This is a genomic window from Saccharothrix sp. ST-888 (assembly GCF_000955975.1).
Lineage (GTDB): Bacteria > Actinomycetota > Actinomycetes > Streptomycetales > Streptomycetaceae > Kitasatospora.
The window spans coordinates 1-340 of sequence record NZ_JYJF01000669.1; the positions used below are offsets into that span (position 1 = coordinate 1).

Below are 340 nucleotides of genomic sequence, written 5' to 3' on the forward strand. Positions count from 1 at the left end.
CTCTGCGACAAGGCCGGCGTCCCCCGCATCGCCCTGCACGACCTGCGCCACCTCGCCGCCAGCTTCGCCCTGGCCGCCGGCACACCACTACCGGTCGTCCCCAAGACGCTGCGTCCCCGCCCCCCGTCGACCACCGCCAACATCGACGCCGTACTCACCCATCCCGCAGCCCGTCCGGCCGTCGACGCCATCGCCTGGATGCTCAACACCGCCGACCGCGCCATCCTGGCCCAGCGTGGTTACCGCGCCCGGAGGCCATGGCAACAACAGACACGTCCCCACCGGCAACAGCCTGCACACTCATCCGCGGGAACAAAAGAACAATCAGGTCCGTGTCGGA

At 69.7% G+C, this 340-nt stretch carries 1 pseudogene; it reads left to right on the forward strand.

Features of this window, described 5'->3' with window-relative positions:
- A pseudogene (locus UK12_RS44070) lies at positions 1 to 340 on the forward strand (hypothetical protein); the annotation flags it as partial.